Annotated in this window: 7 protein-coding genes and 2 tRNA genes; 6 read left to right on the forward strand and 3 right to left on the reverse strand. The window is 49.5% G+C overall.

Annotated features, from left to right (window positions below):
• The 3 genes from PPL9_RS10845 to aroA all read right to left on the reverse strand — a co-directional run.
• A partial coding sequence (locus PPL9_RS10845) for a S1 RNA-binding domain-containing protein (protein WP_200962266.1) occupies window positions 1-386 on the reverse strand: 386 nt, incomplete at its 3' end.
• A gap of 195 nt (window positions 387-581) precedes the next feature.
• Entirely contained in the window at window positions 582-1,217 is a 636-nt protein-coding gene (gene cmk / locus PPL9_RS10850) for a (d)CMP kinase (RefSeq protein ID WP_057462720.1), read from the reverse strand.
• The gene (gene aroA, locus PPL9_RS10855; protein WP_057462755.1) at window positions 1,214-2,569 is read right to left on the reverse strand and encodes a 3-phosphoshikimate 1-carboxyvinyltransferase; all 1,356 of its coding nucleotides are present in this window, start codon (window positions 2,567-2,569) and stop codon (window positions 1,214-1,216) included. Before aroA ends, cmk begins: the two co-directional genes overlap by 4 nt.
• 205 nt (window positions 2,570-2,774) lie before the next feature.
• On the opposite strand from aroA, the gene PPL9_RS10860 reads away from it, so the two are divergent.
• From PPL9_RS10860 to PPL9_RS10890, 6 genes are all read left to right on the forward strand, one after another.
• Window positions 2,775-3,152, forward strand: coding sequence for a TIGR02300 family protein (locus tag PPL9_RS10860; protein WP_057462721.1), 378 nt, complete (start codon window positions 2,775-2,777; stop codon window positions 3,150-3,152).
• A 132-nt stretch (window positions 3,153-3,284) separates the two neighbouring features.
• Window positions 3,285-3,360 (forward strand) — tRNA-Ala (locus tag PPL9_RS10865).
• A 125-nt stretch (window positions 3,361-3,485) separates the two neighbouring features.
• Window positions 3,486-3,561 (forward strand) — tRNA-Ala (locus tag PPL9_RS10870).
• A 260-nt stretch (window positions 3,562-3,821) separates the two neighbouring features.
• Entirely contained in the window at window positions 3,822-5,237 is a 1,416-nt protein-coding gene (locus PPL9_RS10875) for a deoxyribodipyrimidine photo-lyase (protein WP_057462722.1), read from the forward strand.
• 121 nt (window positions 5,238-5,358) lie between these two features.
• The gene (locus PPL9_RS10880; RefSeq protein WP_057462723.1) at window positions 5,359-5,847 is read left to right on the forward strand and encodes a fasciclin domain-containing protein; all 489 of its coding nucleotides are present in this window, start codon (window positions 5,359-5,361) and stop codon (window positions 5,845-5,847) included.
• Window positions 5,848-6,532: 685 nt separating this feature from the next.
• Window positions 6,533-7,193, forward strand: a 661-nt coding sequence (locus PPL9_RS10890; RefSeq protein WP_152986662.1) for an extracellular solute-binding protein, incomplete at its 3' end; no start/stop codon positions are given.

Consider the following 7,193-nt stretch of genomic DNA (forward strand, 5'->3'; position numbering starts at 1 on the left):
TCAACGGTGAAGCCACCTTTAACCTGGTTGAAGATCTGACCAGTAACTTTTTCACCAGCTTCGAAAGCAACTTCAAGGCGAACCCAGCTTTCTTCGCGGCGTGCTTTGTCGCGGGACAGAACAGCTTCACCCATCGCGTTTTCAACGCGCTCAAGGTAAACTTCTACTTCGTCGCCAACGGCCATTTCGCCGTCACGGCCTTTAGCGCCGAATTCCTTCATAGGAACGCGACCTTCAACCTTAAGACCTACGTCGATGACTGCGAGGTCTTTTTCGATAGCAACAACGATGCCTTTTACAACGGTGCCTTCAAAAAGGTCGGAAGTCGCAAAGGATTCTTCCAACAGAGCTGCAAAATCTTCAGCAGCAAAGTTTTGATTTTCCATAAAATCTCCTGATGCCATAAGAATGGCGCTCGCCGGCGGGTTTGTGTTAACACTAAAGGACAAGGGCTCCCGGTTTTCAACTCGCGTTGAAAAACAACCACTTACAAGTAAGTGGGCCGGCGAAAGCGGTCACACTTGTCCAAATTCGGTATCGTAACAGTCGCTTGATATAACAAACGCGAACTCCGAAGGCTGTTATGAAACAGCTGAATTCCGGGCGCGTTCGACGATATCCACAGCCGCACGAAATGCGGAGTCTATATCCATTTCTGTCGTATCAAGCAAGTGTGCATTTTCAGCGGGTTTTAATGGAGAGTCTTTTCTGGTGCTATCGCGCTCGTCGCGACGCTCCAGATCCACTAGGATTTCATTAAAATCTGCTGGAATTCCCTTGGTGTTCAACTCGTCTGTTCGGCGCTTTGCACGGGCTGCCGGAGAGGCGGTAATGAACAGTTTTGCGGTCGCGTCCGGGCACACAACAGTCCCGATATCACGGCCATCCAAAACAGCACCTGGCTCTTGATCAGCAAATGCACGCTGAAGGCTCACCAGTTCCTCGCGCAGGCCAGAAAGAACTGCAATGCGAGAGGCTACCTCACCAATTTCATGGGAAGAGAGCTGATTGCGATCCAAATTACCCAGATCAAGGTTCTGGGCGACAGAGATTGCAACGTTTTCATCACCAAGTGGCAGGCCGCGCGCAAGCAGCGCAGCGGCGACAGCACGATACGTCAAACCAGTATCCAGATGGCGGAGTCCAAAATGCGCAGCGAGCTGGCGTGCGAGCGTTCCCTTGCCAGATGCCGCTGGTCCATCCAGAGCAATAATCATGCAGCTTCCTCATTTTTATTTTCAAGCTTGCCACCCAGCTCACCAAACATGGAGAGGAAGGTTGGGAAGCTTGTCGCGATTGGCGCTGCATCATCGACCTGAACCGGTTTGTGTGCAGCAAGCCCCAGAATAAGGAAGCTCATTGCGATCCGGTGATCCAGATGTGTTGTAACAGTGCCACCGCCAATATTGTTTGCCCCACCAGTAACAGTCAGACTGTCCTGTTTTTCAACGCACGGAATACCGTTTGCTTCCAAACCACGCGCAACAGCAGCCAGGCGGTCTGACTCTTTGACACGCAGTTCTTCAAGACCAAGCATGACAGTGTCACCTTGAGCAAAAGCAGCAGCAACAGAAAGAATTGGATATTCATCAATCATGGAAGGTGCTCGGTCCGCTGGAACCGTAATACCCTTTAATCGCGAATACTTGGCGCGAATATCGCCAATCTTTTCTCCGCCGCTTTCCCGTTCATTCGAGATGGTAATGTCAGCGCCCATTTCAAGCAGACTAGTAATAAGTCCAATGCGATGTTCATTCAAAAGCACACCTTCAACGGTGACATCAGAACCCGGTGTGATCAGGGCAGCAACAATCGGGAAGGCAGCTGAAGATGGGTCACCAGGAACCGTAATATCCTGAGGCTGCAGCTTCGGTTGGCCTTGCAGCGTGATGATACGCTCACCGCTCTCGTTCACTTCAACCTTCAGGTCTGCGCCAAAACCAACCAGCATTTTCTCTGTATGATCACGTGTCGCAACAGGTTCGATAACAGTTGTTGTACCAGCGGTATTCAAACCAGCCAGCAACACAGCGGATTTCACTTGCGCAGATGCCATTGGCACGCGGTAAGTGATTGGAATTGGTGTATCACTGCCGCGGATAGAGGCTGGTAGACGGTCGCCGTTACGCGCAACAACCTGAACACCCATCTCACGCAACGGGTTAAGGACGCGGCCCATTGGGCGTCCAGATAGCGAGGCATCGCCAGTCATGGTGACGGCAATCGGGTGGCTCGCAAAAATACCCATTGCCAGACGTACGCCTGTACCCGCGTTTCCAAAGTCAATTGGAGCTTCCGGCTCAAGCAAGCTACCCAGTCCAATACCCTCAACCGTCCATGTGTCATCTTCCTGACGAACACACTTGGCGCCAACCGCATTCATAGCATTTGCTGTGCCAATCACATCTTCTGATTCGAGAAGGCCAGAGATGGTGGTTTTGCCAAGCGCCAATGCGCCAAACATCAGAGAACGATGGGAGATAGACTTGTCACCTGGAACTTTGATTTGACCATTGAGCGGAGAGCCGCTGTGAGCGGTCACAATTTGCGGTGACGAATTATGGGACATGTTCATTTCCGGGGTTGCGAGACTTAAAAAACTAGTTCCTCCTAGCACGGAAGAAAAAGACAGTCACCCTAGGGCGCATTGAACTATTGCGAAATTTCGGCAGTGAATGTACGACTTCAGGTAGATTTCTAAGATTTATCTTTGACATGATGGCCAACCTGAGGCTAAGGGGGCCGTCAACGAGATACAAACAAAGGTGAGAACCGTGGCAAGACCGGAACTCGGAACCAAGCGCCTGTGCGCGGCGTGTGGCGCTAAATACTACGATTTGAAACGTGACCCGATCATCTGTCCTAAGTGCGGCGACATGTTTGATCTGGGCATGACAGCAAAAACAGCCAAGGCTGTAAAAGCTGTTCAGAAAGAAGAAGCTAAGGAAGCATTGGTCAAAGACGATGCAGAACTGGTTTCTCTGGAAGAAGCAGACGCTGAAGCATCTGGCGAAGAAATTCCTGAACTGGAAGATGAAACGATCACTGATGATATCAGTGGTGATGACTCCGATGTGTTCCTCGACGATGAAGATGATGAAGACGCTGCCGTACCAGGCATCGTCGTGGCTCGCGACGACGACGAAGTCTAAAATTTCCACAGCTTGTGAAACTGCAGGCTGTTAAGAGAGTATTCTCTTGAAATGTGGGGGCGGCCCATCTATGTTCCGCCTCCATCGGCACACAAACTTCATTGAAGTTTCAGTGTCTAAGGAAGAAATGATGGGGCCTTAGCTCAGCTGGGAGAGCGCTTCGCTGGCAGCGAAGAGGTCAGGAGTTCGATCCTCCTAGGCTCCACCAAAGACATTTTGCAAAAATGTCTGATGTTCTGCGAAGAATGTCTGGTATTTCGCGAGAAATACATACCTTCCTTGAAGATTGCGTAGCAGGGCAACCCAAGCCCGTTTCAAAATGCTACATGGTATGGGGCCTTAGCTCAGCTGGGAGAGCGCTTCGCTGGCAGCGAAGAGGTCAGGAGTTCGATCCTCCTAGGCTCCACCAAAATCATTCTGCCAAAAAAATTCAGCTAAGAATATCCGGCTCTTTCAAAAAAGCTCCCAACAATGCTTTTAGATTATACCTGATCGTCCTCTCAACGTTTTGGCTGACTTTACGTCGTTTTGGAACGTGTTTGACAAACAAAGCCAATCTCGCGGCAGTGACGCTTTGCGCACTATGAGAATTGAAGCTCTATCGCCATTGATACGCAAGGAAATTGCTATACATCTGCCGCAACTGGTTCTTTTGAGCAGAGGCTGTCGATGACTGCACACGTTGTTATCCATTGGTTCCGTCAGGATCTTCGTTTGAGTGATAACCCTGCTCTGACTGCGGCCTGCGAGGCCGGCGCGGTTATTCCACTCTACATCCTGAGTGACGGTGAAAAAGGTGCGCGCGAACATGGTGGAGCGACGCAGAACTGGCTGCACCATTCTTTAAAAGCTCTCAATAAAAGCTTGAACGGGCAGCTGTTGATAATGCGCGGTGACCCATCTGCCATTATCAAGAACCTTCTTCAGGAGACGGAAGGGACGGGCGTTTTCTGGAACAGATGCTACGAGCCCTGGCGCATAGAACATGATGCACAGCTGAAATCTGAGCTGGAAGAGACTGGCATAACTGCTAAGAGCTTCAACGGTTCGCTTCTTTGGGAGCCATGGCAAGTGGCAAAGCCAGATGGTGACCCATACAAAGTCTTCACTCCGTTTTATCGTAAAGGCTGTCTGCAAGCGCCAGAGCCGCGTAAGCCCCTACCTACCCCTGAACCTATGCAGTTGCTTCAGGTGAGCACAAATGGAGCGCTGTCTCTTGATGACCTGTGCCTGATCGACAACCGTCCATGGTCAGCGCGACTGAGCAACTGTTGGGAGCATGGAGAGCAGGCGGCGCAAAACAGGCTCTATTCATTTCTCGAAAACGGTATCTCCAATTACAAGGAGGGGCGTAATTTTCCCGCTCTCACGCATACTTCACGGCTTTCGCCTCACCTGCATTTTGGAGAGATTTCGCCCAATCAAGTCTGGTGGGCGCTCAATATGCACGAAGAGACACATGACATTGACCATTTCCGGAGTGAGTTAGGCTGGCGTGAGTTCTCCTATTCCCTGCTGTTCCATAACCCAACGCTTCCTCAAAACAATCTCAATACTAAATTCGATCGCTTTCCTTGGGTTTCTGACGACCAACGCTTGTTGGCTTGGCAAAACGGGCAGACGGGTATCCCAATCGTAGATGCAGGTATGCGCGAGTTGTGGCAAACCGGTTATATGCATAACCGCCTGCGGATGGTCGTTGGCTCGTTCCTCGTAAAGAACCTGCTGCTGGATTGGCGCTTAGGCGAGTCTTGGTTCTGGGATTGCCTGGTGGATGCAGACCTCGCCAACAACTGTGCAAGTTGGCAATGGATTGCTGGCTGTGGAGCTGATGCAGCCCCGTACTTCCGTATCTTCAATCCCATGCTACAAGGCGAGAAGTTTGATGGCCACGGTGATTACACCCGCCGCTTTCTCCCGGAGCTCAAAGAACTGCCGGACAAATACCTCTACAAACCCTGGGAAGCTCCTAAAGACATCTTGAAAGATGCAGGCGTTGTCTTAGGAAAAACGTATCCGTTGCCAATCGTTGACCTCAAAAAGTCACGAGATGAAGCGCTGCGTGCTTTTGAGAAAACAAAATAAAATTCAGATCAGAGTGATCTGCCTTCAATTCCGGTCAGTATAAGAACTTGTGCGCGGCAGGATGTCGCAGCCAAATCTAATGTAATTCCCTGATTTACATCTCTTGGGAGTGGAGGGTTCTATGCGTTTATCTATGATTTCTTTTGTAAGCTCGCTTGTTCTTGCTGGATCAGTAAGTGCTAATGCAGGAACTATTGTAGAAGTAGCTCAAGGGGCAGGGCAGTTTAACACCCTTATCGCTGCAGCTCAGGCCGCTGGTTTGGACGGCGCGTTAGCGAACGGTGAAAACCTGACAGTCTTTGCTCCGACCGATGAAGCATTTGCTGCTCTTCCGGACGGAACAGTAGAAATGTTGCTGAAGCCTGAGAACAAGGATCAATTGATCGCGGTCCTGAGCTACCATGTCCTGCCACGAAAGCTCGCGTCCACTGACCTGCCAGGCCGAACAATTCATGTGAAGACAATCAAGGGTTCTGGAGACAAGACACTTGCCGTCTCAAAAACATCGTCAGGTGTGACAGTCGACAAAGCAAACGTGATCAGCGCCGATATTCCTGCAGATAACGGAATAATCCATGTGGTCGATGCAGTATTGCTACCCTCCAACTAGTTTGGGGCATATCTTCAGTCTGAAGAAGCTCAACTTGAGGGCGTGGAGCGTAAGTTTCGCGCCTTCAGTGCTGTCACAAAACGCGATTAGATGACTCTATTTGATTGAAACGAATACATTTCATCTTTTCGAGCATGCAAACTTTTGCATTAGAAGTTGCATTCGGTGAGTTGCACACAGTGCGCTTGTGGATAAGTTTGAGTGCCTTTTGCATTCGAAAAACTGCGCCTTAAAGCATTAAGACAGCTCATCCGCAGAAACGTGCAAGGCGCAAAAATAGATTTTATTCGCCGTCTAGGTATTTCTCCTTTATATCAAGTGATTAGCCGACAAATCTTTGCATAATGCTCAACATTCGAAATCTTTCGTATCGAATTTTTTCGAAACAAAATTTCCAATTTTAGACACTTCAATCATGCTGAACGGCAGAAAATTTTGCATAAAAAACAGTCGCCTTGGATCGGGTTCGCTTTTCTGAAACATGACAATCTCATGATAATTATGAAAAAAAACGAAGATCCAATTGCAATTCATCGAAACTTCAAGAAACTGTCATCCTAGTGTGAAACACCTAAGTGATATCGCAGATGAGGCGTAGGGGATGGATCGTCACTGCGATGGATCAGGTGTTAACTCCGCTTCGCATGTTAGATTTTTTCAACTTTCCCAATGGGGGGCAACAAAAATGACTCTTCGTAAAGCAACTGGTGTCGCAACCTTTGCAGCACTCGCAATGTCTTCAACAGCATCTTTCGCTGCGACAGAAATCAACTGGTGGCACGCAATGGGCGGCCGTCTGGGTGAAGTTGTCAACGAAATCTCCACCAAATACAATGCGTCTCAGGACGCGTGTCAGCTGACCCCAGTCTATAAAGGTAACTACGAAGAAACCTTGACTGCTGGTATTGCGGCATTCCGTGCTGGCGAACAGCCAAACATTCTTCAGGTATTTGATGCAGGTTCCGCTACCATCATCGGTGCAAAGGGCGCAGTTGTTCCAGCTGAAGACCTTCTGAAAGACGCTGGTGTTGAATTCAACATCGAAGATTATATTGCTGGTGTTCGTTACTTCTACGCTGACGCAGCTGGCAAAATGATCGGCATGCCGTTCAACTCCTCTACCCCAATCCTCTACTACAACGTAGAAGCACTGGCGAAAGCAGGTGTTGAAGCTCCTAAGACTTGGGAAGAGTTCGAAGCGATCGCTCCTAAGCTGAAAGCTGCTGGTTATATTCCTTTGGCACAGTCACACCTGCCATGGATCTTCACCGAAAACTTCATGTCCCGCCACAACCTGCCATTCGCAACCAACAACAACGGTTACGACGGCGCGAAAGGCACTAAGA

It is taken from the genome of Pseudovibrio sp. POLY-S9, assembly GCF_001431305.1.
Classification (GTDB): domain Bacteria; phylum Pseudomonadota; class Alphaproteobacteria; order Rhizobiales; family Stappiaceae; genus Pseudovibrio.